This window comes from Rhizobium sp. WSM1274, from assembly GCF_025200775.1.
Taxonomy (GTDB): Bacteria; Pseudomonadota; Alphaproteobacteria; order Rhizobiales; family Rhizobiaceae; genus Rhizobium; species Rhizobium leguminosarum_I.
Map to the genome: position 1 here is coordinate 3520128 of NZ_CP104138.1, position 25825 is coordinate 3545952.

Genomic DNA, 25825 nt, shown 5'->3' on the forward strand with positions numbered 1-25825 from the left:
CCGAAAACGCCAAACCAATCGTTGGACTACACTTGTCTCGATCAAAAGGTGAGAACCCCGTTTCGTCGCGGCATGAGCCTTTGGACGACGATGGTCTCGATGCCGTCTGGCCTTCCGACAACCTGCCACAGCAACAGCGCGAAGGCCCAGAAGATCGCGACTGCTGCCCCGCCGCAAAGCGCCAGGCCGACGACAAGGTTTAGGCCGACAGGCATGGCGGCGAGCATCGGCTCCATCCACAGCAGGAAAGCGATCATCGGCAAGCTCGCGGACAGAGGCCGCAAAAAAGCGTTCAACTGAGCGGCAAACGTCGCGCCGATCAGCCGCCGCGTGATGATGAGCGATGCGGCATAGGCGACAAGCACCGCCACGATCCGCGCGCCCAATGCTCCTGCCACCTGAAAATAGACGATGCCCAGGACGGTGACCGGAACCCTGACGGCGAACTCGGCAAACATCCGGAGAGCGAGATAACGGGTCTTATTCAGGACCATGGCCAATGGCGGCATCATATTCGTCGGAAGACCGAGCAGACTGACGATGCACAGCCATTGCAGAATCGGCGCGGCGGATGCCCATTTCTCGCCAACGATGATCCGTACGGCCGGCTCGGCAAGAAGCGCCAGCGTGATGAGGATGGGCGCGGCCACGAAGGTGATCGCGTTCGTCGCCTTCAGATAGGCAGTGATCAGATTACGACGGTCATCGACGGTCGAGAATGCCGCCATCAGCGGGCGCAACAATGGCCCAACAAAGGTCTGGTATGGAATACCGGCAATATTGTCGGCGACGCTGAAGGCGCCGAACGTCGACAAGCCGGTAAAGCGTGGCAAAAGCAGCCGGTCCAGTTGCCAGTTGATCGAACTCAGCACCTGCGACACGGTGTTCCAGCTGATCATGTCCTGAAAGTGCTTCCACTCGGAAAGGCTGAACCTCGGTCGCATCGGCGCAAAGACATAGGAGGTGATCGCCGCGGCGGTCGGGCCTGCAACCGCGCCGATCGCCAGTCCCCAATAGCTGCCGGTCGCGACCGCCACCCCGACACCGAACAACAGTGTCGAACCCTTGGTGATGAGATCGAGTGCGAACTCGCGTTTGAAATCGAACCGTTGCATGAACAGAACCATGCGTGGGCTGATCACACTGCGCATCGCAGGCGCGATGGAGAGCACGGCGACAAGCGAGAAAAGCCGGGAATCGTCGTAGATCAGAGCCATTGGCCAGGAAATGATCATCATCAGTATGCTGATGGCCACGCCTCGAAGCAGGCTGAGGGTAAGGGCCGTGGCAAACATATCGTCAGAAGGCGACGGCTGGCGCATCAGGGCCTGCGTCAGCGGCAGGTCCAGGATTGTCTCGACGATGACCAGAACCGAGGTCGCGATAGCGACAAGGCCAAAATCCGCTGGGCTCAAAAGCCTTGCGAGGACCAGGAGGCTGACGAAATCGAGCAGTCGCGCCAGGAATTTTCCGCCGATTGTCCAGATACTCGCCGTCGCCGTCTTCTGAGATACGCTTGACATGATCTATCTTCTATTCCTCGTCGACGGATTGAGACGGTTTCGGTGGCAGCGGCAAACAGGCAGCTCCGTCCTTTTCCGTCAGCCCGGCCGTCTTCTGAAGACCTCGGCGGATCGGTCGCCATGGGTGGACAGTTGTTGTTCGATCAGGTTGGACAGACGGTCGCGGAACACGGTGGAAGAGAATTTCAGCGAGTGCGCGCGGATGGCATGCGGATCGATATCGTCCTCCACCTCTTCGAACGCCGCCATCGTTTCCAACAGAGCTTCCGTGGTCTGCTGCGCAAAGCGAAAACCGACCTGCGGCGAGGAAACGGTTTCTCTGGCACCGCCGGCGTCGAAAGCCAGGACCGGCCGCCCGGATGCCATGGCTTCCACCGGAAGGATGCCGAAATCCTCCGTGCCCGGAAACAACAGCGCGCGGCATCGCGACAGGTGGTCGCGCAGAATGTTGAAGGGCTGGTGGCCGAGAAACTCAACGGTCGGTCCGGCGATCGACTTCAGATAAGCCAATTGTTCTCCCTCGCCGATCACGACCAGCTTCCGCCCGGCCTCGGTGCAGGCGCGAACGGCGATATCCGGCCGCTTATAGGTGGTCAGCTGACCCGCATAGAGATAGAATTCGCCTTTTCCCTTCCCCACCGCAAAATCGTCCGTCGCAACGGGCGGATGGATGACGATGGATTCCCGGTCGTAGAAGCGGCGGATGCGGCTTGCGACATAATCGGAATTGGCGACGAACACATCGACTCGCGAGGACGTCGTCACGTCCCAGGCGCGCAGCATGGGCGCGGTGATCGACATCAAAGCGCGCCCAACCCAGGGCAGGCCATGACGGTAGACATGGAACTGATCCCAGATGTAGCGCATCGGCGAGTGGCAGTAGCAGACATGCAGCGCGTCGGCGCGCGTGATGATGCCCTTGGCGGGTCCGGATTCACTCGACAGCACGAGATCGTAGTCCTGCAGATCGAACTGCTCGAGCGCGAAGGGCATCAGCGGCAGCATCTTGGTATAATGCCGTTGCGCGCCGGGGATCTTCTGCAGGAAGGACGTGCGGATGTTCCGCGTCTTCAGGAAATCGCTGATGCGATCCCGGTTGCAGACGAGGGTGAAGATATCGGCCTGCGGAAACATGCGGCACAGCTCTTCGACGACTTTCTCGCCGCCGCGCATCGAAACGAGCCAATAATGCACGATGGCGACACGAAGCTGCTTTGTGTCGCTCGCGCCTCCGGCATCAGTGACACGTCTTTTCGCCATGACAGGGGCATCGCCGAGAAATGCCCTCGCGTCGGGAAGAGAGGTTGTTGCTTTAAGAGTCAACTCAATACTCCTTGTATCACCACACCGTCTGTCAGCTCGGGAACCACATTCGCCGAAATCAGGCTCTGGTATTCGGCAAGAAGCGCGTCGCGCCATTCCTCGTGTGTCGAGGCGAGATCCGGCGACAGCCGGAAAGCCCGCTCGCTCATGGCGCGGACCTCATGTCTCGGCATTTGGCTGAATCTCGTCAAAGTATCGGCAAAGGCGATTTCGTCAGCCGTATCGCAGGCAAGCGCCATGCCGGCTCTTTGCATTTCCTCGGCGAGAAAGGCGCTGCGCGACATGATGACCGGCAGACCGCTCCTCGCCGCTTCGATAGCGACGAGACCGAACGGCTCGGGATAGCGCGACGGCATCAACAGTGCGCGCGCCTTGCGGATGATCGGGCCGATCTCCGCATGCGACTGCCAGCCGACGGCCCTGACGTGATTTCCTGAAGCTGCGACCAGCGGCATCAGCGGCCCGTCCCCGATCACGCAGAGCCGGACGCCGGCTTTGCGCGTGGCGGCCACGGCGTCCTCTATGCCCTTCTCCTCATCCAGCCTCCCGATGAACACGAATTCGTCGTTGGCCTCCGCCTCGATGCGATTGATGGATAGCGGAGCAACGGGATTGCGGATCGTCGTCAGGCGTTCGGGCCGATATCCGGCGCCGACGAGAAAACCAGCCATCTTCTCGTGCAGCAGGATGATTCGGCCGAAATCGGCCTGATCCTTCAGCAGCCGTAGGATATTGGAGCCGCGGGCGACCCGCCACAATTTGTGGGAATAACTTCTCTTGTCGCAAGCCGTCGCAATGCAGCTTCCGCCGAGCGGGCGTCGAAGGCAGATTTCCTGTGCCTGATAGTCGAAGAAGGCGCCGTTGGGGCAGGCGGTAAAGAAATCATGCGCGTGAACCACGCATCGTCCGGCGACCGGCGCCAGTGCTCTGAAAATCGCCGGAGACAGGATCTGGTGCCAGCCATGGACATGGTAGACGGTATTGGCGGTGTCGTTTGCGGCAATCCAGTTCGCCACCATACGGATGGCGGCGCCGTTGTGAATGCCGGTCACGAAAGCCTTCGCACGCTCGGCGCTGAGCAGGTCGCGGCTGTTCAGACCGACCATCGAAACCCCGAGCGCGACAAGCTCCACATTGGCGGCGTCATCCCCGCAAATATAGGTCACGGGGATGTCGAGCCCCCGAAAAAGCTTGGCGGACAGCACCGCCAGCGCCGTCGCGCCGCCTCTGGCCACCGAATAGTCGTCGACGATGACCACGCGATCGATCTTTGTCGTGCCTGGGCCGGGAAAACGGCCGACGCTTGCTGCGGATCGGAGAGCCTCGGGAAGCGATGGGCGCATCACTTCACCGAAACCGCGCCGTTGGCACAGGCCTCCAGCGCCTTGCGGTTGAGAATGCGGATCTTGCCCTGCCCGCCGTCGATGATCTTGTTTTCCCGCAGGCGCCGCAGGCATTGATTGACCTTCTCGCGGGACGCCGGCAGCGTCGCGGCCAGGTCATTTTGCGAGATGATTAGTTCGTCGCCGCTATTTGCCGCATCTTTTCCATAAACAGCGGAGAGCCGCAGCAGCGTGCTGGCCAGCCTCGACTGCAGGCTCGATGCCGCATTGGCAATGATCCGGAGTTCAAGCTCTGAAATACGCGCCAGCGCCCTGGAGAAAACCTTTTCGCGAAAGCTTGGATCGCTGGCGTACATATCGCGCAGCAGCCGGCCTTCGAAGAAATGCAGTTCGCAGTTGGAACCGGCGCGGTATTCGAGACTCAACGTCTGCCTACGCAGGACCTCGAGCTCGCCGATGAGGCCGGATTTCGGAATAATCTCGACGATGAATTCCCTGCCGTCGGGCAGCATCGTACTGGCGCTGACCACCCCCGAATGGACGCGCGCGAAGGTATCGACGAGGACGCCGGCCCCGGCGATGACTTCGCCGCGCCGGAACCGCCGGACGCTCGACCGGCAGGAAAGAAATTCGTCGTCGATGACGATGCGGCTGTTGAGATGAATGCTGCCGTTAGCCGATATCGCCGGCTTGCCGATGCCGGCCCTGCGATCTGATGTGTGTGTCGCCCCATCCATGCGCATAACTCCGAATACTCGAATAACCATAGAAAATGCTGCACTGCATCATTTATATTGCCTTAATATGAGAGTCAAATAACATCAGCGAAATTTGACGTAAAGATAAAACATCTATTTAGATTCAAAACAAAATATACATCACGAACTGAATTCAAAATCTCAGTTGAGCCAAAAAACCGCCGTTTGATCGAATATGACCGCCTATTAAAATGGCTTACTGAATTAAAAACAGCAATAATCGAAATGGTGATATCAAAACTGATAAATAAGTATCAGAAGATAATCGTCCCGAATTAGCTTAGATCGTCGTTTGAAATGAAAAGAAGGCCGTCATGGTGTAATCCAAACTCTCGATTGCCCGTTAGTAGCATAAACAATTTATTAAGGATTATGACCTTGGTAACAGACAACCAGAGTGCGGCGCAGCAAACTTTGAACGGTTCTTAATCGGAATGTTTTGGAGACCATCGATGACATGGGAAGCACATAGTTTCGAGGCCTGGTCGCGTGTCGGACGGTCCGCGAAAGACGGCGATCTCCATTCGTCCCGGCCTCGTGCCGCAGGCAGATCGTCGAAGCGCGCGATAGACCTTTTCATCGCAATCACGGCGCTGATCCTCCTTTCCCCGCTTCTGTTGATCGTCGCAATAATCGTGAAGATGAGCGACCGTGGCCCGGTCTTCTACTCCCATACGCGTATCGGCGTCGGCGGAGCGCCGTTCGGGTGCCTCAAGTTTCGCACGATGAAGACCGATGCGAGTGCTCAACTTGCCGAATTGCTGCAAAACAACCCGGCTGCGCGAAGCGAATGGGAAGAGACACGCAAGCTGAAGGACGATCCGAGGGTTACAGCCGTCGGCGAGATCCTGAGGCGGTCGAGCATCGACGAACTCCCCCAGCTGATCAATATCGTGCGTGGCGACATGAGCCTTGTCGGCCCCCGGCCGATCACGGCCGAGGAATTGCCGCGCTACGGCGAGCATATTTGGGCCTACATGGCCGTCCGCCCGGGCCTGACCGGTCACTGGCAGACCAGCGGGCGCAACGATGTCAGTTATGAGTACCGGGTTTCCCTCGACGTTCACTATCTCGCCAACTGGTCGCTCGGCCGGGACTTCGTCATCATCGCCAAGACCATTCCCGCTCTGTTTTCGCAGCGCGGCTCTTACTGAGCATTCAAGGGAAGCTGCCGACCATGCTTGAAATCGGAAGACACGCTGCCCCCGTCCCCCTCCAAGCTGCCACTCCCTGGTTACTCCGTGATCTCGCCATTTTGGATTAGGACGACATGACCTCCAGCACGATCTTCAGCGGTGTTTCTCCGATATCTCTGCCCGCCGCAGCCACTGGCGGGAATTCGCCGCTGACCTTGCGAGATATGCTCTTCTTTCTCAGAATGCGCTGGCGGTGGATTGTGGCGACGACGTTCGTTTTCCTCGCGATGGCGGGGATCTATGTGCTGAGCGCCGAGCCGACTTTCGTTGCCAGCACGCAACTTGTGATCTTCCCGCAGGTGAGCGGCACCGAAGCACAAAGGTCTTTCGCAGAAGACGCATTCATAGAGGGACAGCTGGAGATCGCCAGATCCAGCGACGTCATCGGCGAAACGGTAAGGGCACTTGGTCTCGATACCGATCCTGGCTTTGTCGATCAGGCGCCTTCGCTGCAGGATAGGGCAAAGAACTGGTTGATGGGGATTTCTTCTGAATCGGATCCGGAATCGCAGGAAGCAGTAGGCACAGGGCCGCGCCAGGCACAGCCGCAGGCGGAGGACGATCGGATCCAGGATCGGGCCATCGCTACTCTGCTGAACATGATAGGAATACGCCGGGTCGGGAGTTCGACGATCATCGAGATCTCGGCTGCTGCGTCGACCCCTCAAAGGGCCGTCGACATCGCCGATATGCTCGCCAGGCAATATATCCAGAAGAATATCGCGATGAAGGCCAATGCTTCCCGCCAATACAGCGAATGGCTGGCAAGATTTGTAAGCGAACAGCAGCGTGGACTGGCCGAAGCTGCCAGCGCCCTGGCCAGCTTCACGAGCAATCCGCGCGATCAGTTCAAGCTTGCGGAGCTGCAGAGTGCAACGGACGCCCGCCGCACCCTCTACGAGAATACCTTGAATCAGTTGACGGAAGCCCGGCAGCGCATCACCTACCCGGTGTCCGATGCCACGATCGTCTCGCAGGCCACACTGCCGCTTTCGAAGGCCAGACCACGCAGCGCGCTCATTATCGCCTTTGCGTCGGCGGTTGGTCTTGGCGTCGGGCTGGCACTCGCCATGATCAGGCACGCCGGCGATCGCCGGATCATCCGTCCCCATCAGATCGCGGAATCCGGCGGACTGCCCTTTGTCACTTTGCTGGCGACATCGAGGCGGATCCGCAATAGTCATCCTGCACGTTTCCTTGCTGCCGGTGCTGGCAGCAGCACAGCCGCCTATCCTGTCATACCGGGCATGGCGGAACTGAGCGCGACGGTCGTCGGTCTTCGGCGCAAACGCCGGGTCGTCATTGGAATCGTCGCCGTCAATCCCGGCGGCGGGGCGTCGACCATAGCATGCGAACTTGCGGTGCTGTCCTCGATATCAGGCGCTCACACGCTGCTGATCGATGCAGCCGCACAGAAATCGTCGCTCAGCAAATCGATCGCCCCGCATAGTTCCACAGGTCTCGTCGACGTTCTCGAAAATGGCGAACTGATCCAGACGGCGGCATTGGCCCTCACCCCGACGCTGAGATTTCTTCCCCTCGGCAAAGTCGAAGCGGTGACGCCAGCCATACGCCTCAGTTCCCGCCGCACGCAGTTGAGTTTCGCCGAACTGAAAAAGGAGTTCGACGCCATATTCGTCGACATTTCCGCATTCTCTGCGTCGCCGGATGCCAATGCGATCGCGCCGGAACTGGACGGTGTCCTCGTGGTCACGTCGCACGGGCGCACCTCGATCGACGACACCATGCGCGTCATCGACACCCTGCGGAATGTCGGCGCGGAGATCCTCGGCGCGATCATCAATCATGCACCGAAAAGAATAGAGTCATGACCTCACCTTCGGCAGGAGCAACCAGGCAGGACAGCCCGATCGGACCGGCGCCTGTTCCTTGCGGCGCTGAAGCCATAGCCGGGCACGCGAAGCGCCCGTTGCGAATGGCCGTCGGGATCGCTTCGGCCGGCCGGCCCTCGATACTGCGGGAGACGGTGGATTATCTCACGGCCCTGCAGGATCAGGCCAACCGGCTGATCGTCTGCGTGCCCGTGATCGACGACGCAGCCGGGCTCGCCGACCGGCGCGACGTGGAAGTCACCGTCGGCAGCCGCGGCTTGACCTCTCAGCGCAACAGGATCATCCAGGCGGCCGCTGCCGATACGGATGTTCTGATCTTCCTGGATGACGACTTCATTCCCGCCGCGACCTTCCTGTCGCGGATGGCGGCCGTCTTTGCGGCAAACCCCGACGTGGCGATCGCCACCGGCGAAGTTCTGGCCGATGGCATCCTCGACGGCGGCCTCAGCATGTCAAACGCTCTGCAGGTTCTTGAAACTGCGGCCGAAGGAGCCGTGCAGGTGACGGATGTCTATAACGCCTACGGATGCAATATGGCGGTTCGCCTTTCACCCATTCTCGAGCACGCGCTGGCCTTCGATGAACAATTGCCGCTCTACGGCTGGCTCGAGGATGTCGATTTCAGTCGGTCCATCGCCCGCTATGGCAGGTCCGTCCGTGTCGAAGGTGCCCGCGGGGTGCACCTCGGCGTCAGATCCGGGCGCCAGCCCGGCCGAAGACTCGGCTATTCGCAGGTTGCCAATCCTGTCTACCTGACCCGGAAGGGCACGATGTCGAAGGGCCGTGCCGTTGCACAGATCAGCCGTAACATCCTGGCGAATACGCGGGGCCTGTTGTTCAATGATCGCTTGGTCGACCGTTGGGGACGTTTGAACGGCAATTTGCTGGCCCTGTCCGATCTTCTTATCGGCCGCGCCTCTCCGTCCCGCATTCTCGAATTCGGCAATCCCTCGCCGCGCGAGCTGCCTTCGCCGCCGATCGCAACGAAAAGGAGATAGCAGACATGCAGCGCACATCCTTGTCCGATCGCCTCATCTCCGCCGCCCTTGCCTTGCTGGTATCTTCCTGCGTAACCGGCTGGAGCGTCGCTCATGCGGAAAACTATACGCTCGTGCCGGAAGATCAGGTGCGACTGCGTGTCGTCGAATGGCGATCTTCGGATGCCCGGTATGCGAGCTGGGAGGCACTCGGCGGGACATATACGGTCGATGATACCGGCAATCTGGCGATCCCGATCGCTGGCCAGGTGCAGGCGATCGGCAAGACGACGGAACAGGTTTCCGATGCGATCGCCACTGCGCTCTCCGAAAAGGCCGAACTGCCGGGAAAACCGTTCATCGCGGTGGAGATCGCTCAACATGCACCGATCTTCGTAACCGGAACCGTGCAGACCCCTGGGCGCTATGCTTTTGAGGCTGATATGACGGTCATGAAGGCCGTCAGCATCGCTGGCGGCTTTCTTCGGGAGCGTGAGGAAAATACCGTCTTCGAGCGCGACCGGATCCAGGCCGCCGGCGCCTATCGAACCGCCATTCTCAACCGGCGCGATCTTCTGATGCGCCAGGCGCGGTTGCGCGCCGAGATTGCTGGCGAACAGAGTTTCGAGATCCCTGCCGAGCTCGCCGGAACGCCCGATGTGGATAAGCTGAAGGCGCAGGAATTGAACCTGATGCGGCTGCGACGCGTCGATATCGAAAGCCAGATCGAAGCGGCAAGCGACCTCAGCCGTCTCTACGGCCAGCAGGTCCAGTCTCTCGAGGCCAAGATCAATTCGCAAAAACGGCAGATCGACCTGGCGCAGAAGGAACTGGACAATGTCAACAGCCTGGTGAGCAAGGGCTTGGTCAGCAATTCCCGTCAGGTCTCGGTCGACCGCGGGGTCGCGGATGCGCAAGGCACGCTGATCGATCTCGAAGTCGCCCTGACCACGGCTCGCCAGGGGCTCAGCGAAGCCGACCGCTCGAAGATCAATATCGTCAATCGGCAGAACAGCGAAAACCAGGAACTGCTGAACCAGGTCAATTTGGCGATCGGCAGGGCGGCGATCGATATCCAGGTGGCCCAGCTTCTGGGCGAGCAGGCTGGCTACAGCGCGCAACTCGCCCAGATGAATACGGAAACGCCGGGTCTTGGCAGAGCGCAGAAGAACTACAGGATCGTGCGTCGCAACGAAGACGGGACTTATCGCAATATCGAGGCGGACGAGACGACCACCTTGCGGCCGCATGATGTCGTCGAAATCGGCATCGACACCGACCTTCAGACGCCGTCGCCTCCGCTGCAGCTGCAGTCCGCACCGCAGCAAAGCTCGACCGTCCCGCTGTCGAATGTGGCAGGCGATAATCAAGCGGCTGCCGGCTGGATATCCCAGACGGGATCGAATTAGGGGGCGGTTGTGAGCATCGACGACAGCTGGCGGCTTCCGCCTCAAGCATCGCGCCGAAAGGCGGATGCCGGTCTTCGGCAAAACCGATGCCTCTGCCGCTTGCCGTCCGGATCGGGGTCTGAAGCATGTCGATAGAACCGATCGGTTTCATCGTTCTGCTTCTTGGCCTGCTCGGCATGGTCAACGGCGCGCGTTTTGCGGTGGCGACCCTTTGCCTATCGACGCTGCTGGGGGCCGCAGCGGCTCTCCAATTGCCCGCGCTCGGCGGCAGCAGCATCCAGCCAAGCCATCTACTGGTACTTTTTCTCGTGGCCGCCGCCCTGTTACGCCCGGCTCAAACACAGGCCATGCTGACCAGTCTCGCCTATCCGGGTCCTGGTTTCTGGTTTGCCTGCTACATCCTGTTTTCCGTAGCATCCTCTTTCTTCTTGCCCCGCATCTTTGCGGGCGCGACCTTGGTCTACTCCTCTGCACGAGACGCCACGGGCATGATGTCGACGGTGGCCGCTCCCTTGTCGCCGGGTTCGTCCAATCTCAGCCAGTCCGTCTATCTGCTCGGCGATCTGGCCTGCTTTGCTGCCATCTCGGGGCTTACCAGGCTCGGATATGCCCGTTTCATCGCACTGCAGTTGATCGTGGCCTCGATCGCATGTTTTGCCCTGGCGTTGGTCGATATCGGAACGTTCCTGACCGACCAGTCCTACCTGCTCGATGTCATCAGAAATGCGAATTATACGATGCATACGGCCGAGACGATCAGCGGCTTCAAACGCATCGTCGGTCCGTTTCCCGAAGCAAGCACTTATGGCGCGGTCGCATTGACCTATTTTTCCTTCACGCTCATGCTTTGGCTGGAGCGCGTCCAAAGCCGCATGGCCGGACTTGCAACGCTTTTTATCGGCCCGACGATCGTCCTTTGCACGTCGACAACCGCCTATATCGCCGGCATCTTCGTTGTCTGCATGTTCGTGCTGTATTGCTTGAAACGACTGATCGGCGGCCCGGCCACGACCCCGCACGTGGCACTCCTGGTGATCACGCTGTTCTTGATTCCCTGCGCCATCGTCGCGCTCAGCCTTGTCCCCGATGCGTGGGATTCGATCGCCGGCCTGGTGAACACCACCTTGTCGGACAAGCTTCAATCGCAATCCGGCGAAGAGCGCACTGCCTGGAACACGCTGGCATTGATCGCATTCGTCGATACTGCCACCTTCGGCGCCGGGCTCGGCACGGTTCGAGCCTCGAGTTTCATCGCTGCATTGCTCTCCAATGTCGGATTGACCGGCACTCTTCTCTTCGCCGCCTTCCTGTACAGCCTCGTGAGAGCCTCCGGCCGGCATAGGTCAGGCAATCGGGAGATGCACGCGATCGGAAACGCGGCGGTGATGGCATCCATCGCCCAGGTCGCCTCGGCGGCGATATCGGGAAGCGGCACCGATCTCGGTTTGCTGTTCAGCACCACGGCCGGCCTGGCGGCCGGCTGCCTGGCGGCAACCAATACCTCGCCACGCCGCGCGACCCGATCGCTTGCCAACCGGACCCCACTGGGGACATCGACATCTCTGATGAGAGCGCCGATGTTTTCAACACGATGACGCCCGCTGTGGAGCTCCGCCATGGCGTAGCATGGCAATCTCATCAAGCCGTTGGCGTGCCGGCACGGGGCCGAAGCCAGCCGGCCACGCCGCATCTTTCAAGAATCTCCTGTAGAAACAAACTGGCGAACGAACGCCGTCCTGCAAGGCCATCCGCAGAAGGCTATGCGGCGGATTCCATGTCGATATTAGCCTTGCGGGCGCTCACGGGTGGTCGCGACGCTATCTGCAGCGGAATTGTTTTCCCGCAGCCTGGCACTGCGTCGCAAAAAACCCGAGAGGAACACGCCCGCCAGATAGCCGATTTCCATGAGCGAGAGAATGGCGACACCGAAGAGGATTGCCGCAATCACCGAAGACCCGTCGACGAAAGCCACACTGCCGAAGCCGATTGCGACGAGAAATGCAAAAATTGCGAAAGCCCAGGCGCGGATGGAAGCCCCGGCAGCGATCGAAATGACGGCTGCCACAAGTATGGTGATCAACATGACAATCCCCCTCCCCTCCGCATTCCACCAAACGTCCCGGCACCAATCGTCGTACCGCGAAACGATATGTCGAAACACAGCCTTATGACAGACAGGGCATTCCTCATAATGAATACCTCAACAATGAAACACGCAAAAGCCGCCGTCAGCCAGATACCGATTCAGCACCATTGGACTGGATGTCGGCAATATATACTGAACAGGGCCTTCATATGACAGACCTGTCGGCTCAATTCACAACTGTTCCCTCGCCTCGCAAAGACAATGCCGATTCAATCGTATTGCGCACAATCGGAAGGGTGATGACATGAATAATCAGTGCGTCGTCTACGTCACGGATGTCGAATATTCATTTCCGACCATTCTCTCGGCGCTTCAGGCTCGCAAATTCGCAAGCCCCGTGACCGATGTCTGCGTCCTCATGTCGGAACATCTCGACAATTTCGAAGAGCTGAAAGCCCTGCTCGCAACGAACGGGGTCATATTGATCGATGCGACTGAGGCGCTGCAGGACTCCCTCGGCAAGCTCGACAGTTCGCATTTCCAGGGACGCATCAGCGTCAGCACGATGGCCAAGCTGGTCCTTTGCGAGATCCTGCCTGCCCATTATACTCAGATCATCTACCTCGATGGGGATACCCAGATCGTCAGCGATCTGGGTGCTTTCGAAAGTACAACTGTGCCCGAAGGCAGGTTTTTCGCGGCGCGCGATTACACGGCGATCCATGACTTCCTCGATACCGGAAAGGACAGCCACTATTTCAATGCAGGGGTCCTGAAATTCCATCGCAACGGCTGGATAGGACAGGAGGCGCTTGAGCTTTTTGCTAGAAATCCCGAGGCTTGCGATGGCAAACATGATCAGGGCGCATTGAACTATGTCTGCGGTTCATCGCTCATCCTCGTATCGAACCGGTGGAACTTTCCCAAACAGTTCCTTCATCTGGTGACCATGTCCTCCTTGTCGATCGTCCATTATATGGCGCATCCGAAGCCATGGCACGGAACCTTCTTTCCATGGACCGATAAAGAAAGCCAAGTGTACGTCGACCTGCGCAAAGCACATCCGATTTACAACTCGCTGTATCGCGGAATAAGCTTCGACCGTAAGATGCTGTATAAATATCGATCGATACGGGCGCGCATCGAACACGCGATTGAGAAAGACGAATTCAATCCTCGGGTTCAGAGCCTGCTGGTTGGCGATTATGCCGTATGATGATGTATTGCTGGTCCGACCTGAATGTTCGCGAAACTGAACTCAGCGTCGCCGGTCGAGCCGTGGATTTGCAGACGGAAGCGCAAGTATTCATCCATTCATTCCAGGAATGGATAATGTTCAGGACAGAATATGAGTTATAGCGCTTCCGCCGCCAGTATCTCGCATTATGTGAAAGCCCGCTTACGCCGGTCGCTCAAGGCTCGGCAGGTTCGCTATGACCTGCTGCGCATCGGCCTCAAGCAGGCGCGCCACGTCGTCATCTGCGTCATCCGCGACGAAGGGCACCGGCTGGCCTTCTTCCTGCAGTATTATCGTGATCTCGGCTTCGAGCACTTCATCTGCATCGACAACGGCTCGACCGACGGCACAGCCGAGTTGCTGTCCAGCTTCGACGACGTCTCCCTTCTTTCCGCTCATGGGTCCTACAAGGCGGCGAGATTCGGAAACGACTGGATCAACGAAGTTATCAACCGGCACTGCCGGGAGAAGTGGGTCCTGTATGTCGATGCAGATGAATTTCTGGTCTATCCCCATTGCGACACTCGGCCGATCGATCAATTGACCGCCTATATCGAATCCATGGGCGGCCACTCGCTCCGCTCGGTCATGATCGACATGTATAGCCCGCATCCCGTTCTCGACAACATCTGCGAACCCGGTCGCAACCCGCTCGAGGTCTGCAATCTCTTCGACCGATCCGGCTATATCGCGCATTTCGACAAACGCAACCGGACAATATGGATCAAGGGTGGCGTTCGCGGGCGGGTCTACTTCCACGACCGGCTGTGGGACGGCCCCGCGCTCAACAAGATTCCTCTCGTCTATGTGGCCGGTGAACGTCTGTTTCTCAAATCATCGCACCAGGTCTGGCCGCTCTCGCTGAATTTGGGCGACATGCGCGGAGCGCTCGGCGTATCCGGCGCCCTTCTGCATTTCAAGTTTCTGTCGACCTTCGTGCACAAGGTTGCCGATGCGGCACACCGGTCCCAACATACCGAAGAATACACCGTATACTCCTCGGGCAAGGACATGGATGATTTCGTCCATGACGATACGGGGACCTACAGAAGCTGGAAGGATCTGTCCGATCACGGGCTCATCCAGGGTGAAGGCTGGAAATACTGGAGGAATGCCTCGGAGACCGAAGTCTAATGCATGTCGTCCAAAAATGCGCAGCGGTTTGGGACCACGCGCATGAAGACAAGAGCCAACGCGTCAACCCGAGCTTTCAGCCTGCATCGTCTGACTATCAACTCCCCATCAAACACAAAACCCGCCGGCGGCGGGTTCTGTTGAGGTTTCTGCCGTTCCGTTTTATTTTATCGAGGCGCCGCCTCAAACGAGAGACGTCATACCCTCGGCGTAAGCTTCTAGCGCCTTCCGGTTGAGAATGCGGATTTTGCCCTGTGTCCCGTCGACCACTTTGTTCTCGCGCAAACGCCGCAGGCATTGGTTGACCTTCTCACGCGACGCCGGCAGCGTTGCGGCTAGGTCATGTTGGGAGATGATCAGCTCGTCGCCGCTGTTCTCCGCATCCATTCTGTACAGGGCAGAAAGACGCAGCAGCGTCCGGGCCACTCTCTGCCTTAGACTCGATCCGGCATTGGCAATGATCCGCAGTTCGAGTTCGGAAACACGCGCCAGCGCCTTTGACAGGATCTTCACCTGAAATTGCGGATCGTTCGCACACAAGTCCCGCAGTAATCGACCGTCGAAGTAATGGAGTTCGCAGTCCGAGGAGGCCCGATATTCCAAGCTGAGAGACTGCTTGCGCAGCACTTCCAATTCGCCGATCAAGCCACCTTTAGGAATGATTTCGACGATGAACTCTCGTCCATCGGCAAGCGGGGTGCTTGCACTCACCATTCCGCGCTGCACGCGGGCGAACATGTCGATGAGGACACCGGCGCTGGCAATAAGCTCACCGCGACGAAACTTGCGAACACTCGAGCGGCAAAACGGGAACTCGTGATCCAAATCCCCCCGATCGCCGTAAACAATACCTACAGCCCCGAAAGTAATCGCTTCGCCTATTCGCGCCGCGTTTCCTCTAGTTCTGTCGTCTCCGATGCTAATCACCCCATCCATAAGTGCAACTCCACGCAGACTAATTGACTTACTATCTCGAGAGGCATTCGTAATAAGTTGAATTAGAAAGTCAAACAGTAATAAAATAAAAATATCGTGTTGAAACTATACATAATAATGACGGATCCTCACATTTATATATCATAAAATTCATATTGAGTTCTGTCTTAAGCAACGCTTTGAAGCTGTATGACGATTTTTATACGATTTATGACAACTGTCCATCCGCAGAATAAGTTAACAATTATAAGAATAATGTCATTTATTAAAATAAAGATAAATAATATTTTTGATACAGCGCCAAAAGCGAAGGTAATATTTAATATATTCACAGGAATTTCTTCAGAGAATAAAGAATTTATTCACGATTATGACCTCGGTCACAGACATAGAACTTGCAATAAAACAAGCTTTGGCTGTGATTTTTGGGGTTTGTCTAACGGAGACGCGGATGGCGGGAAAAAATCAGGGCATAAACCCGATCAAACCTTGGCGGGATTTCGCCAGGGCGCAACGGGAAAGGCGTCCATTCAATTCGTTACAATCCCATACGATCAGCAGAATTCTGAAGCGCGCGTTGGACCTCATCATTGCAGCAGGGCTCTTAGTCCTTCTGTCGCCGCTCCTTGTATCGGTAGCAGCCATCACAACGCTAAGTGATTGGGGGCCAATTTTCAATTCCCATCGCCGGATCGGTTATAAGGGAAAAGAGTTTGGTTGCCTCAAGTTTCGCACGATGACAGTCGATGCAACGGCCAACGCGCCTGTCACAGTCGTCGGCGATATTTTGATACGATCGAGCCTCGACATGCTTCCGCAATTGATCAACGTGTTGCTGGGTCAAATGAGCCTCGTCGGGCCCCGCGCCATTACCAAAGAAGAGCTGTCGCATTACGGTGAACATGCTTACGCCTACATGGCCGTCCGTCCCGGCCTGACCGGCCATTGGCAGACCAGCGGGCGCAACGACGTCAGCTACCGGAATAGAGTTTCCCTCGACGTCGAGTATTTGTCGAAATGGACGCTGGCGTTGGATTTCGTGATCGTGGCAAAGACGCTCTCCGCCCTGCTTTCCCGGCACGCCTTACTGCCCAGGGTGGATTCCTAAAGCGCGTCGCAATCTTTCAGCTTCGCGCCCAGCTTAGCCGAGCATCCGGCCGGCCTCGGTCATGTCGCTACCCATGAGGGCGTTTGCCCGTGACATGGGAGCGCTCAGTGATGGCGTTCTTTTTCCGGCGCTTTTGAATATGCCACAAGGAGAAGGCAAATAGACCCACCAGATAGCATATCTCCATCAATACAAGCACTTCGAAACAAGAAACGACAGCCTCCGTCAAGGAGGTACCTTTCAGCAGGATCACGCCGCCCAAGGCCGTGACGACTAGAAATGCAAATATTGCAAAGGCCGAGGCGCGGATGGTGGCTCCGGCAGCGATGGAGACGGCAACCACGACGAACGTGCTCTTCAGCATTATTCTGATCCTCTCTTCACACCTCCTTCAAGCCACCGTCAGCCCTCAACGACATGACAAAACCCAAAGTCGAAACGAAGTCCGATCAAAGTATTTTATCTATTACGGTTAAAATATTGCTAACAACTGCCCAGCAATTCGATTGAACCCCCATCGGGTAATATTCGACTATTCATCTGGAAGGCCCGTTCTACCGATTAAACCCAAGAAACCCTTGGATATTGCAGTCAGAAAGATTTAGGCATCGGAGGCTTATACAGGAGCAAGTAATGCAGTTCCGGCGTTCCCTCGCCGAACTGAACGTTCACGTGTTTTTCCTGAAAAGATGAATTTGGCAATAGGCTTACGCTCGAGCGCATGTGCGCTGGCAACGATCGGGCTTACGCTCGTCCGGCAAGCGCGACGGCCTCAGTGTTGCGCAACAGCCTACGCAAGACTCGGCTCCTGCGATGGACCCGGATTGTTCATCTGAGGTGATCGGGCGCGCAACAACGAAAACAGAGCCCGCCGCCATGGCGAGCTCTGCTGATGTCCTTGCCGGTTGAACACCTGCGATGGAATTGCCGGCATCGAGGCCGTATCGGCAAGCCTATTTCGAGACAGCGCCGGCCAATTGCCGTTTTGCGACGCGTTGGAGACTGAGGTTTTCCAGCCAGGTGACTTGTTTCCTCAATTTCAACGCCGGCTTTTCGATGAATCTCCACGAGAAGGCGGCAAAGCAAGCGGCAATGATGCTGCAGACAATGCCGTTCAGCCACCAGTTATGCGCCCAAGGTCCGAGCGCTACGAACGCCTGTTGGATCGGATAGCCATAGAGGAAGACGCCGTAGGAGTAATCAGCTCCACGCAGGACGCCGAGCTTGCGGGGCGAGGTGAGGCCAAGGAAGACCGTGACATATCCCATGGCCGGAATGGCAACAAAGTCCCCAAAGGAGGTGAACCAATAGGCCCATAGGATGAACGCCACCGAGGCGAGGAAAATGCGGATATCCCAAAGAACCTTGTCCTTGTAGAGATAGAAGGTCACCCCCACAAGAAAAGCACAAATGAGCAGATTGCCCGACGCAGTCGTCGGCATATTCGCCCAATCACTTTCATGTTTCCAATATCTTGCGATACCGAAGCTTATGATCAAGGCCGGTGTTGCGATAAGGGCAATCACCCGCCGCCTGACGACGCCGAGCAAGAAGAGGACGGCAATCACCCCATAGCACTCAAGCTCGAAGGGCACCGTCCAGAGCTGCCCGTTCACCATCGCGGCATCAGGATTATCCAGGAATACCCCGGGAAGATTGAAGTGAATGTGCCCTGTGACATTCATCAGATATGTAAAAAACTGAGGATCGGTGAAATAGTCACGCAGGTCATACTCTGTATAGATCGCACCGAGTATAAAGGCAGCCAACAATACCTCTACCGCAAGAGCAGGGTAGATCCGGATAAATCGGTTACCGAGAAAGGAGATCAATGTCTTCGATCGTTCAAGACTGCCAGCCACCAGGAACCCGCTCAGGACAAAGAACATGGGCAGCACAGACTTGATAACAGGGCGGAAGGATGACTCCCAGAGAAAGAGGTCATCGCCGTACGTGACGCGGGCCGTATGTATCCAAAGCACTGAAAAGGCTAACAGTAATCGCATATAATCGAATCCTGTCGGTCGCCCGTTCGCTTGATCAAGCTTTTCGCCGAGAAACATCTGTGCCCCTTTCAGAAGTATTGACTCGATTTGGAATGGCAAGCCGTTGCCGCAGAGCGGCGCCGGCATCATTGCCGGGTCGGGGCCGCGTGTCAGTGACCACAGGTACATCAGTTAAAAATTGAACGAGAGAGCAGCCCTCTCCCGAAGACGCGTCTCTGACCATCAACCCATGGCCCTGTGCTCCCGAGGTGCCCTGCGATGGTCGGAGTTGGTATCCAGGTGATCGGGCAGCGGATTGGATGAGGAGACTATGAAATTTCTGGCCACCCTGTTTTGTCTTGTTCTCGCCTCTATCGGATTGGGGCTGATCGCAGGCGGCGCCTGGCTGCTGCTCCTCGGCGGTTCGCCCTATTACGCGATCACCGGACTTGCCTATCTGGTCGGCGCATTTCTGCTGTGGCGCCGGAAGATATCAGGCAGCCTCATCGTCCTGCTTGTCGCCGTTCTCACCCTTCCCTGGGCGTTATGGGAGTCGGGTCTTAATTTTTGGGCGCTTTTTGCCCGCTTGATGTCCCCCATCGCGCTGGCAAGCTTTGCGCTTCTCTTTGCTCCGTCGCTTTCCCTGACCGCCAACCGGAAGCTCTTATATGGCGGTGCCTCGGTTACGGCGATCCTGTTCGTCGCGGGTTTCGGCCTGAGCTTTGTGCCGCACGGCATTATCCGCCCCTCCGCCGACATCACCGCCTACAAGACCCCCAAGGGCGACAACGCTCCCTCCGATTGGACATCCTATGGCCGCACCACCGCAGGAGATCGTTATTCGCCATTCGATCAGATCAACCGCGGCAATGTGTCCAAGCTCGATCTTGCCTGGACATATCGCACCGGAAAAAGCGATGGCGCCGATCAGAACACCCCGCTGCAGATCGGCGATACGGTCTACACCTGCACGCCGACAGACGTGATCGCAGCGCTCGATGCAGATACCGGCAAACCCCGCTGGACCTTTGACCCCAAGGCGACGGCGCCTTACTGGCAACGCTGCCGCGGCCTCGGTTACTACAAGATGCCAAAGGCGACCCAGTCAGCCGATGGTCTCTGTAACGAGCGTTTGGTGCAGACGACGATCGATGCCCGTCTCCTGGAAATCGATAGCAAGACCGGCACCCTCTGCAAGGACTTCGGAGACAATGGCACCGTCCAGCTTTCCCAGGGCATGGGCGAAGTCAAGTCAGGCTATTATTTCCAGACATCGGCGCCGCTGATTGCCCGCAATCTGATCGTCGTCGGGGGTTGGGTCACGGACAACCAGGAGGTCGGCGAACCCTCCGGCGTTATCCGCGCGTTCAACGTGGTCACCGGCGAGCTCGAATGGGCATGGGATCTCGGCAACCCCGAGATCACCAAGCTCCCGCCGGACGGCCAGACCTATACGCGGGCCACGCCCAACATGTGGACGATGGCCGCTTTCGACGACAAGCTTGGCCTCATCTATGCACCGCTCGGCAATACCACGCCGGATTATTACGGCGTCAATCGCCCTGGTTTCGCCGATCAATACAACGCGACATTGGTGGCGCTCGATGTAACGACGGGTCGGGAGAAATGGAAATTCCAGACCGTCCATCACGATATCTGGGACTATGATCTGCCGGCCCAACCCCTCCTGATCGATCTGCCCGACGGCAATGGCGCCACCGTGCCCGCTCTGCTGCAGACCACCAAACGCGGGCAGCTTTTTCTCCTCGACCGTCAAACCGGCACACCGCTTGCCGAAGTTCAGGAGAAACCGGTGCCGCAGCAAGGCGGCGCGCCGGAAGAAAAACTGTCCCCGACGCAGCCCTACTCCGTCGGCATGCCGACAATCGGTGCGGAGCGCGTAACCGAGCAGACGGCCTGGGGCCTCACCATGTTCGATCAGCTGGCATGCCGCATCGCATTCCGCAAGATGCGCTACGACGGCGATTTCACCCCGATCGGCACACAGTATGCGATCCAGCAGCCGGGCAATCTGGGTGGTCTCAACTGGGGAAGCGTATCGGTCGACTTGCCGAACAACAGGGTCTTCATGAACGATATTCGCGTCCCCAGTCTCTTCTCACTCATTCCGCGCGCCGAATACGTCGACTTTGCCCTGACCACAACCGCGCACGGCCCCTCCGCCCCCCAGCGTGGTACGCCTTACGCCATGGCCACCGAGATGTGGACATCGAGGCTTCGCGTCCCTTGCACGCAACCGCCCTTCGGCACCGTCACCGCAGTGGATCTGAAGACGCGCAAGATCGCATGGCAGGTTCCTGCCGGCACAGCCGAAGAACTCGGGCCGTTCAAGATCAAAACCAAGCTGCCTATGCAGATGGGCCTTCCGAGCTACGCCGGCACGTCGGCCACCGCCGGTGGAATCGTCTTCTTCGCTGGCTTCCAGGACTATTATATCCGCGGCTATGATGCCGAGAATGGTACCGAACTCTGGAAATATCCTCTGCCGGTCGGTTCGAGCGCGACGCCTATGACCTATGTATCGCCGAAAACAGGCAAGCAATATGTCCTGATATCGGTTGGTGGAGCGCCATACTCGAAAGATGTTGGCGACTATGTGCTGGCGTTTTCTCTAAAGAACGGAGATTAACCCCTCAAGTCCAGTGAACCGGCTGCGCTCAGGCTGAATCTCACGCCTGGCGACCAGAGTCGATTGGCTAGGGGGCTCCGGATCAATCCTTATTTCTCCATAGAACGACGCCGACGCGTCCTTCCATTCGAAACCCCGAGGACTTCAACGGCTGCGTGAAAGGAACCCGTAAGTAATGATTTACTATACCAGATCTTGCTCAATACTGAGGGCAACAGCCGTCGAACCGATATCACGGACTACCCCATGCTATGACGGCATATGCACGCGGGACTGGCAACCGCTTCCTCAACCGGACAGGATGCAAACGTCTATCGTGACCACCGGGCTATGATGTCGTCGGTATTTGCCAGCGCCTTGCGGACTGCGTTGCGCGCCAAGTTCGGCCGCTGTAGTCGAATGCTTTTCTCAATATTTTCGTGAAGTTTCAGCGCATATCGCAAGTTGTCTTCCTCCCGCGTGACATGGGCGAAGAGGTGATTCAGCGCCGATTCGATCAATACGCCGAGCGGTACCAACAGATCATTTCCGGAGGCGCGCAAGATCGCGATGTGAAATCGCGCATCGGATTCTGTTCGCTGCTGGAGCGATGTCGCCTGGTCCATGTCATGCAAGGCCTGACTGATCGCGTTCATCTGTTCCTCAGTTCGTCGCTCCGCAGCAAGCGCAGTCGCTTCCGGCTCGATCATATGCCTGAGTTCTTGCACGGCCCTCAGAAAGGATTCGCGATCGGGAGATGCGGCATACCAGCCCAAGACATCTCGATCCAGCAGGTTCCAACGTTCCCTAGGTTCGACCCAGCTGCCGATTTTCGGGCGGGAAGAAAGCAGACCCTTGGCCATCAACATCTTGATCGCTTCGCGCACCGCCGAGCGGCTGACGTCAAAGACTTCCGACCATTTTGCCTCATTTGGCAGGATCGTGCCCGGCGGATAGTCGCCGCGCACGATTCGCAGACCGATCTCGCCGGCCAACGACACATGAACACTCGCCCCAGTCATGCGGGGAGAATTTGGGCGCCTTGTGGTTATCGAGCGGTCAACCGTCACCACCTCGACCGCAGCCGTTGGCCTTCCTGATTTTTTGTCAGGCATTTATTTCTACTGCCTCAGCATTCTTTCGACTGTCTGCACGTATGGTCAAAACAATCGTAATAACGAGGAAGTCGCCTGCGATTGACGCCGGCACAAAGCGCGGAATTCAAGGCGCGTCAACCCTGCGGATCTCTCGATCCGTCTCGTGAGGACAGTCGGCGCACCCTTCAACCGGGTGCGCCAAACCGTGAACCTACTTTTGAATGCAGGTGTCGACTGTGTCCTTTGTGCACTCATCGAGCCCGGTGAAGACCGGATCTTTAACCGGCTTGCCGGCAATCAGATCCATCATCACCGACGGTGCTTTGTAGCCCATCTCGAATGGCCGCTGGCCGACGAGCGCCGTCACTAGGCCTTCCTTCGCAATGGCAACCTCGTCGCCGATCGTGTCGGCCGCACCAATGACGAAATCGTTGCTGGCGATCTTCTCGGCCATTGGCTTGAACAGGTCGCGATAGGGTTGCGGTGCGCCGAACAACGGCCAGCCACCCATAATGCCGAATGCGTCCATGCCGGGATTGGCCGCGAGAATATCGGTCATTGCCTGAACACCCTTGGCACCGTCGTCATTGGTGAACACCGGGCAGCCGGCGACCTCAGTCCAGCCACCCTCACCTTTCAGCGCGGGCAAACCTTTCTGACCAGTGAGCGTGTCGCGCATCCCTTGTGCGCGGCGTAGAATATTGTCTGCGCCCGGATTGCCTTCGATCGTGCAGATCTTGCCGCCCTTCGGCTTGGCCTTCTTAATGTACTCGCCGATGCGGGCGCCCATCAGATAGTTGTCGGTGCCAAGATAGGTCTTGCGCAAGGCTGCATCCTCGGCGGCAAGATCGGCATCGAGCGTCATCACCGGAACCGTTGGATTGGCCGTCTTCAGGGTCTGGGCGATGAGCTTTGCATTTGACGGCGAGATTGCGATTGCAGCCGTGTCTGCCTTGCCCAACATATCCTGAACGATCTGCGCTTCCCCGGCTTCATCGGATGTCGATGCCGGACCAGTGTAGAAGCATTCGTATTCGGCCGTGGGGTTCTCCTTGTTCCATTTCTGGCAACCTTGATTGATTGCTTCGAAGAACGGATTGTCGAGGCCTTTGACGACGATGACGAGTTGCTTCTTGGCCAAGGCTTGCCCGGCGGTCATTGCTAAAACTGCGGCTGTAAGTAGTAATGCCTTCCTCATAGTTTCCTCCCTTGAAACAGACGGACACCGCGTGCCCGCCACACGAAATCAACCCGGATACCAGACGATGCGAGGCTCCTCCTTTGAGCGCTCGTATTGCCATGCCGAGTCGATAAGCATTTCGAGATCGTAGTCTGGCCGCCAATCCAGCAGGTATTTCGCCTTGCTGTTGTCCATCCAATTGGAATGGAAGCGGCTTGGTATGTCGATTGAGCCGAGATTGCGGGTACTGAGGAGATAGGCGGCGACTTCAGCATAGTCGACCGGTCGATCCATGCAGATATTGAAGAGTTGCCGCTCCGCCCGGGGGTTATCGATCGCTGCCAGTATTGCCGATACAAGGTCATCGACATGCACGAAGTTGCGTTTCAGCGGACGACTGTCAGCATCGAGCAACAGCGGCACCGTACCCATCGCCGCATAGCGCCGTGCCGCGTCTTCCGGAACGAGCGTCTTCCAGTCCGGACCGCCAAAGACATCGTCTCCAAAAGACAGCGAATACTTGAAGTCGTCCTTTTCCATGATCCAGGGCGCGCGCAGACAACAGCCATTAAGGCCGTACTGAATGCCAAACTGCTCCAGCATGACCTCTTCCAGGACTTTGGAGAGCGCATAGCTTCCCGGATAGGCACAATGGCGGGTGTTCTCGGTGATCGGGCCGTCGTGGCGATAGTGGAAATGTCCCACACCCGCATCACCACCAATCAGGATGAACTGGCGTGCGGTGACGCTCGTACGGAACTCCTCGAGCAGCCAAAAGAGACCTTTGACCGTGACATCCATGATGTCTTCAGGCGTTTCCTTGCATGTGGCGAGATGCACGACATGGGTAACGTCATCCAGCGCCGCTGCCACGACATCGCGATCGGCGATCGAGCCTTGGAAGACATCGACACGGTCGGTCGCCTCGTACAAACGATTATGACAAAGCGCACGAATACGGGCTTTGGAAAATCTCGGATCGTCAAGCAGCCCAGCAATGAAGCGCCGCCCGACCTTGCCCGTCGCACCGGTAACAAGGATCAGCATGCTCATTCTCCCCCATGAGTAGCTAATATCCGGGCACCACTCTCGTCAAATGATATTTGTCTGACAAAACAGATTTTTGCGACAATAGGAGCAACGGCCGGGACAATGAGTTGACGCTGTCGCAGGGTTTTGCGTAAATGCTCCCATTCGCTTTTCCTGGGAGGACATTGGAGAAGCGGACACGCTTGAGCCTTGCGTCGGAGACAGGCAGGGTTCGGAGCGATGGATGGCCCGCAGGTTTTGGGAGGCGAGGAGGCTGGTGGCGGTTCTTGAACTCAGCAATATTTCCAAACATTTCGGCGCCATCCAGGCAGTCAACGATGTTTCGTTTTCACTCGAAGCGGGGCAAGTGGTCGGCCTCATGGGCGATAACGGCGCTGGCAAGTCCACACTGGTGAAGATGATTGCCGGCAACTTTCGGCCGAGCCATGGAACCATGCGGCTCGACGGCGCCGATCTCGTGCTTCATCGGCCGAAGGAAGCACGCCAGCATGGCATTGAGATCGTTCACCAGGATTTGGCGCTCTGCAACAATCTGACGGCGGCAGCGAACGTGTTCCTCGGACGAGAACTGCGCCGCGGCCTTTGGCCTCTTCGCATCCTCGACCACAAGAGCATGTACAAGCGCGCCGGCGAGATATTTCGCGAACTCAAATCCGAGACGCGGGCGCGCGACCTCGTCAAGCAAATGTCAGGTGGCCAGCGGCAAGCGGTCGCGATCGGCCGCACGATGCTGTCTGAAGCGAAAATCGTATTGATGGACGAGCCGACGGCAGCCATTTCCGTGCGCCAGGTGGCTGAGGTTCTGAATCTGATCCGCCAATTGCGGGACCGGGGCATTGTCGTTGTCCTGATCAGCCACCGCATGCCCGACGTCTTTTCGGTCGCCGACCGCGTGATCGTGATGCGGCGAGGCAGAAAAGTAGCCGACAAGCAGATTGCGGCAAGTTCGCCGGAGGAAGTGACGGGACTGATCACCGGCGCCATCGAACAGGTGTGATCGA

At 57.7% G+C, this 25825-nt stretch carries 21 protein-coding genes; 10 read left to right on the plus strand and 11 right to left on the minus strand.

The genetic code is table 11. The features are described 5' to 3' along the window. Positions 1–41: 41 nt before the first annotated feature. From N2600_RS17640 to N2600_RS17655, 4 genes are all read right to left on the minus strand, one after another. A complete protein-coding gene (locus tag N2600_RS17640) occupies positions 42–1523 on the minus strand; it encodes a lipopolysaccharide biosynthesis protein (RefSeq protein ID WP_260296937.1) in 1482 nt (493 codons plus the stop codon). 78 nt (positions 1524–1601) lie between these two features. Next, positions 1602–2846, minus strand: a complete 1245-nt coding sequence (locus N2600_RS17645) for a glycosyltransferase family 4 protein (RefSeq protein ID WP_017965903.1) — start codon at positions 2844–2846, stop codon at positions 1602–1604. Next, positions 2843–4189: a glycosyltransferase family 4 protein gene (locus tag N2600_RS17650; protein ID WP_260296938.1), complete on the minus strand. Its 1347-nt coding sequence runs from the start codon at positions 4187–4189 to the stop codon at positions 2843–2845. The genes N2600_RS17645 and N2600_RS17650 overlap by 4 nt, the downstream gene beginning before the upstream one ends. Further along, a complete protein-coding gene (locus N2600_RS17655) occupies positions 4189–4926 on the minus strand; it encodes a Crp/Fnr family transcriptional regulator (RefSeq protein ID WP_026154330.1) in 738 nt (245 codons plus the stop codon). The genes N2600_RS17650 and N2600_RS17655 overlap by 1 nt, the downstream gene beginning before the upstream one ends. A 473-nt stretch (positions 4927–5399) precedes the next feature. On the opposite strand from N2600_RS17655, the gene N2600_RS17660 reads away from it, so the two are divergent. The 5 genes from N2600_RS17660 to N2600_RS17680 all read left to right on the plus strand — a co-directional run bounded on the left by N2600_RS17660 (position 5400) and on the right by N2600_RS17680 (position 11977). Then, positions 5400–6101: a sugar transferase gene (locus N2600_RS17660; protein WP_017965906.1), complete on the plus strand. Its 702-nt coding sequence runs from the start codon at positions 5400–5402 to the stop codon at positions 6099–6101. Positions 6102–6217: 116 nt separating this feature from the next. Then, complete coding sequence (locus N2600_RS17665) at positions 6218–7975, plus strand: GumC family protein (protein ID WP_260296939.1); 1758 nt, start codon at positions 6218–6220, stop codon at positions 7973–7975. Continuing rightward, positions 7972–8994, plus strand: a complete 1023-nt coding sequence (locus N2600_RS17670; protein ID WP_260296940.1) for a glycosyltransferase family 2 protein — start codon at positions 7972–7974, stop codon at positions 8992–8994. The genes N2600_RS17665 and N2600_RS17670 overlap by 4 nt, the downstream gene beginning before the upstream one ends. 5 nt (positions 8995–8999) lie before the next feature. Then, positions 9000–10382 carry a polysaccharide biosynthesis/export family protein gene (locus tag N2600_RS17675; RefSeq protein ID WP_162117904.1) on the plus strand — a complete coding sequence of 461 codons (1383 nt, stop codon included), beginning with the start codon at positions 9000–9002 and terminating at the stop codon, positions 10380–10382. Positions 10383–10507: 125 nt separating this feature from the next. After that, on the plus strand, positions 10508–11977 hold the full coding sequence (locus N2600_RS17680) for a hypothetical protein (protein ID WP_260056624.1): 1470 nt from the start codon (positions 10508–10510) through the stop codon (positions 11975–11977). Between the two features lie 188 nt (positions 11978–12165). Here N2600_RS17680 and N2600_RS17685 read toward each other — a convergent pair whose 3' ends face one another. Beyond that, positions 12166–12465: a hypothetical protein gene (locus N2600_RS17685; RefSeq protein WP_026154331.1), complete on the minus strand. Its 300-nt coding sequence runs from the start codon at positions 12463–12465 to the stop codon at positions 12166–12168. A gap of 307 nt (positions 12466–12772) precedes the next feature. On the opposite strand from N2600_RS17685, the gene N2600_RS17690 reads away from it, so the two are divergent. Both N2600_RS17690 and N2600_RS17695 read left to right on the plus strand, forming a co-directional pair. Beyond that, positions 12773–13684 (plus strand): glycosyltransferase family 8 protein, encoded by a 912-nt coding sequence (locus tag N2600_RS17690; protein ID WP_222386831.1) that lies wholly within the window; start codon positions 12773–12775, stop codon positions 13682–13684. A gap of 132 nt (positions 13685–13816) precedes the next feature. Next, positions 13817–14839: a glycosyltransferase family 2 protein gene (locus N2600_RS17695; protein WP_260296942.1), complete on the plus strand. Its 1023-nt coding sequence runs from the start codon at positions 13817–13819 to the stop codon at positions 14837–14839. 183 nt (positions 14840–15022) lie between these two features. Here N2600_RS17695 and N2600_RS17700 read toward each other — a convergent pair whose 3' ends face one another. Further along, positions 15023–15775, minus strand: a complete 753-nt coding sequence (locus N2600_RS17700; protein ID WP_260296943.1) for a Crp/Fnr family transcriptional regulator — start codon at positions 15773–15775, stop codon at positions 15023–15025. Between the two features lie 451 nt (positions 15776–16226). On the opposite strand from N2600_RS17700, the gene N2600_RS17705 reads away from it, so the two are divergent. Beyond that, positions 16227–16883: a sugar transferase gene (locus N2600_RS17705; RefSeq protein WP_260296944.1), complete on the plus strand. Its 657-nt coding sequence runs from the start codon at positions 16227–16229 to the stop codon at positions 16881–16883. Positions 16884–16950: 67 nt separating this feature from the next. Here N2600_RS17705 and N2600_RS17710 read toward each other — a convergent pair whose 3' ends face one another. Beyond that, positions 16951–17247, minus strand: a complete 297-nt coding sequence (locus N2600_RS17710) for a hypothetical protein (RefSeq protein WP_222386835.1) — start codon at positions 17245–17247, stop codon at positions 16951–16953. 589 nt (positions 17248–17836) lie between these two features. Beyond that, positions 17837–18946, minus strand: a complete 1110-nt coding sequence (locus N2600_RS17715) for an acyltransferase family protein (protein WP_032985372.1) — start codon at positions 18944–18946, stop codon at positions 17837–17839. 253 nt (positions 18947–19199) lie between these two features. Between N2600_RS17715 and N2600_RS17720 the strand changes: the two genes are divergently transcribed. Next, complete coding sequence (locus N2600_RS17720) at positions 19200–21518, plus strand: membrane-bound PQQ-dependent dehydrogenase, glucose/quinate/shikimate family (RefSeq protein ID WP_260296945.1); 2319 nt, start codon at positions 19200–19202, stop codon at positions 21516–21518. A 311-nt stretch (positions 21519–21829) separates the two neighbouring features. Here N2600_RS17720 and N2600_RS17725 read toward each other — a convergent pair whose 3' ends face one another. The 3 genes from N2600_RS17725 to N2600_RS17735 form a co-directional block, all read right to left on the minus strand. After that, positions 21830–22612 carry a FadR/GntR family transcriptional regulator gene (locus tag N2600_RS17725; protein ID WP_260296947.1) on the minus strand — a complete coding sequence of 261 codons (783 nt, stop codon included), beginning with the start codon at positions 22610–22612 and terminating at the stop codon, positions 21830–21832. Positions 22613–22805: 193 nt separating this feature from the next. Further along, entirely contained in the window at positions 22806–23792 is a 987-nt protein-coding gene (locus tag N2600_RS17730; protein WP_017965922.1) for a substrate-binding domain-containing protein, read from the minus strand. Positions 23793–23840: 48 nt separating this feature from the next. Then, positions 23841–24821: an NAD-dependent epimerase/dehydratase family protein gene (locus N2600_RS17735; RefSeq protein ID WP_260296949.1), complete on the minus strand. Its 981-nt coding sequence runs from the start codon at positions 24819–24821 to the stop codon at positions 23841–23843. Positions 24822–25080: 259 nt separating this feature from the next. Between N2600_RS17735 and N2600_RS17740 the strand changes: the two genes are divergently transcribed. Continuing rightward, positions 25081–25821: an ATP-binding cassette domain-containing protein gene (locus N2600_RS17740; RefSeq protein WP_017965924.1), complete on the plus strand. Its 741-nt coding sequence runs from the start codon at positions 25081–25083 to the stop codon at positions 25819–25821. Positions 25822–25825 lie beyond the last annotated feature (4 nt).

Coding starts and splice junctions, on each gene's coding strand:
- N2600_RS17640 (WP_260296937.1), bottom strand. CDS start 1,523: ATGTCAAGCGTATCTCAGAAGACGGCGACGGCGAGTATCTGGACAATC.
- N2600_RS17650 (WP_260296938.1), bottom strand. CDS start 4,189: ATGCGCCCATCGCTTCCCGAGGCTCTCCGATCCGCAGCAAGCGTCGGC.
- N2600_RS17655 (WP_026154330.1), bottom strand. CDS start 4,926: ATGGATGGGGCGACACACACATCAGATCGCAGGGCCGGCATCGGCAAG.
- N2600_RS17660 (WP_017965906.1), top strand. CDS start 5,400: ATGACATGGGAAGCACATAGTTTCGAGGCCTGGTCGCGTGTCGGACGG.
- N2600_RS17665 (WP_260296939.1), top strand. CDS start 6,218: ATGACCTCCAGCACGATCTTCAGCGGTGTTTCTCCGATATCTCTGCCC.
- N2600_RS17670 (WP_260296940.1), top strand. CDS start 7,972: ATGACCTCACCTTCGGCAGGAGCAACCAGGCAGGACAGCCCGATCGGA.
- N2600_RS17675 (WP_162117904.1), top strand. CDS start 9,000: ATGCAGCGCACATCCTTGTCCGATCGCCTCATCTCCGCCGCCCTTGCC.
- N2600_RS17680 (WP_260056624.1), top strand. CDS start 10,508: ATGTCGATAGAACCGATCGGTTTCATCGTTCTGCTTCTTGGCCTGCTC.
- N2600_RS17685 (WP_026154331.1), bottom strand. CDS start 12,465: ATGTTGATCACCATACTTGTGGCAGCCGTCATTTCGATCGCTGCCGGG.
- N2600_RS17690 (WP_222386831.1), top strand. CDS start 12,773: ATGAATAATCAGTGCGTCGTCTACGTCACGGATGTCGAATATTCATTT.
- N2600_RS17695 (WP_260296942.1), top strand. CDS start 13,817: ATGAGTTATAGCGCTTCCGCCGCCAGTATCTCGCATTATGTGAAAGCC.
- N2600_RS17700 (WP_260296943.1), bottom strand. CDS start 15,775: ATGGATGGGGTGATTAGCATCGGAGACGACAGAACTAGAGGAAACGCG.
- N2600_RS17705 (WP_260296944.1), top strand. CDS start 16,227: ATGGCGGGAAAAAATCAGGGCATAAACCCGATCAAACCTTGGCGGGAT.
- N2600_RS17710 (WP_222386835.1), bottom strand. CDS start 17,247: ATGCTGAAGAGCACGTTCGTCGTGGTTGCCGTCTCCATCGCTGCCGGA.
- N2600_RS17715 (WP_032985372.1), bottom strand. CDS start 18,946: ATGTTTCTCGGCGAAAAGCTTGATCAAGCGAACGGGCGACCGACAGGA.
- N2600_RS17720 (WP_260296945.1), top strand. CDS start 19,200: ATGAAATTTCTGGCCACCCTGTTTTGTCTTGTTCTCGCCTCTATCGGA.
- N2600_RS17725 (WP_260296947.1), bottom strand. CDS start 22,612: ATGCCTGACAAAAAATCAGGAAGGCCAACGGCTGCGGTCGAGGTGGTG.
- N2600_RS17730 (WP_017965922.1), bottom strand. CDS start 23,792: ATGAGGAAGGCATTACTACTTACAGCCGCAGTTTTAGCAATGACCGCC.
- N2600_RS17735 (WP_260296949.1), bottom strand. CDS start 24,821: ATGCTGATCCTTGTTACCGGTGCGACGGGCAAGGTCGGGCGGCGCTTC.